The sequence below is a fragment of the Marinobacter sp. NFXS9 genome (assembly GCF_040148665.1).
Lineage (GTDB): Bacteria > Pseudomonadota > Gammaproteobacteria > Pseudomonadales > Oleiphilaceae > Marinobacter_A > Marinobacter_A mangrovi.
This window is the reverse complement of sequence record NZ_JAGDDW010000042.1, coordinates 1-1,848: the sequence shown is the minus strand read 5'-3', so window position 1 is coordinate 1,848 and position 1,848 is coordinate 1. Positions and strand designations below refer to the sequence as shown.

The window sequence follows — 1,848 nt, the reverse complement described above, 5'->3', positions numbered from 1 at the left end:
TAACGAGGCTGTAGAAAAACCCATTTCCGAGTCGTTCCCCACAGCCTTTTCCGTTGTTTTCTTGTTCACCCGCCGTTGGCGGATCCATTGCTCTTTTGACCGGCGATAACCAATTAGCCTTAGTGCTTGCCGCTGTATCCGCTGTCGTGCATTCAGCGGCGCCCGTTCGCGAGGCTACCAGCCCCTGATCAGGCCACCATTTGTCCGTAATTGGCCAACTTCTCGATATTATGAACCAGGCAGTAAAGCTGCCACTGGCCCTGTACTTTCCGTTTACCGCGCAGACTGAAGCGGTTCAATCGCTTGGTTGTGCCAATGTTGCCGAACACCGGCTCGACCACCGACATGCGGTGGCTGTAGATCGCTTTACCTTGTGGGCTATCCACCCGATGTTTCATCCAGTCCGTGTAGTTCGGCTGGCGCTGGGTCTCGATGGTGAACGAGACCTGCCTTCCCGAGCCTTTGCGATGGTCGGCAGAGGCCGGATTCTGCATGCAGCGGTGCTTTTTCGGGCAGTGCCGACATTGCAGCAATCGACCTTCGAAGTGCACCCGTTTTTTGCCATTCTCAGCCTCACGTGTGCCCTGGTAACTGATCGCGTTACCCCCGGGGCAGACGCACGTCAGGTTCACCGGGTCGAACTGGAATTCGCTGGCGGGGATGGTGTTCTTCCACCCTGTGGCCGGTCGATCTTGGTGGCGCTTGCCGTACTTGGCTTTCTGGTGCTGGAACTTCGGGTCCCGGCTGCGGAACTTATTGTCCGGAATATAGCCGTTGATCTGGTGCTCATGCAGGTACTGCATGTTGGCTTCGTTGGCGAAACCGGTATCGGCAGTGACGATGGTGCCTTGCTGGTAGATGCTGTCGGCAATACCCAGCTTCTTATAGCGGGCTTCGACTGTCTCCAGCACCGGCTGCAGGGTGTGGTGTTCCTGACCTTCGCCGAAGGCCTGGGCATCGATGATGATCTGGTGCTTCTTGTCGACCGTGGCGACACCGTTATAGCCCTGGATCGTGCCCTTGCTGGTGGTCATCTTGGCGCTTTCGTTATCGGTGAGGTTGCTCTTCACTTCCTTGTTCCGCTTCCCCCGGCCCATCCGGGGGCGGTTCGTCTTTAGGAAGCGGTCGACTTTGGTCAGGGCTTCATCCAGCGAGAGGATGGTCTTTGCCCGGCGAATGTCCCGGTCCAGTTCGGCTTCGGTCTCAGCCTCGTCCCGGGCGTAGTGTTCCTGCAGGTGGTGACGGATCAACCGTCGCAGCTTCTCCCGTTTCTCACCCAATTCCTTGAAGGTGCCGGACCACTCCTTGCTGGCGTTTGACGACATCTTGCAGCCGTCGATAGCAAACAGTTCGTTACCCAGCAGGCCCTGCTCGTGGCACACCAGCAATACCTGCTCGAACAGCGCCTCGATCTCATCGGCATGGCCGCTGACGAACTTCGCCAGCGTGGTGAAGTGCGGCACCGTATCGCAGGACAGCGCCTTGAAGATGATGTTGGTCTCGCAGCACCACTGCATCTCGCGGCTGGAGGTGATGCCCTTGGAGTAGGCGAACAGGATGATCTTCAGCAGGATGGCGGGATCGTAGGCCAAGCGGCCGGTGTCTTCGTTGCGGTACTTGGGGTGGAAGACAGACAGGTCCAGCTTGTGCTCGATCAGGTAGTGGATCGCGTGTTCGAACGTGCCGGGCTGGAGCTGGTCCCGGTAGTTGATAACGACCATGGCGTTCTGGTCGTGATTGTAAGGACGGAAGCGGGGCTTGGCTTTGGGCATCTGACGACTCCTTGTCCGTTTGCACGATCCTATCAAACCGGAGGGGGATCTCGGGGTTTTTCTACAGCCTCAACGC

At 58.0% G+C, this 1,848-nt stretch carries 1 protein-coding gene; it reads right to left on the bottom strand.

The window, feature by feature from the left end:
- Positions 1-188 precede the first annotated feature (188 nt).
- A complete protein-coding gene (locus tag J3364_RS22530) occupies positions 189-1,772 on the bottom strand; it encodes an IS1182 family transposase (protein ID WP_349560405.1) in 1,584 nt (527 codons plus the stop codon).
- Positions 1,773-1,848 lie beyond the last annotated feature (76 nt).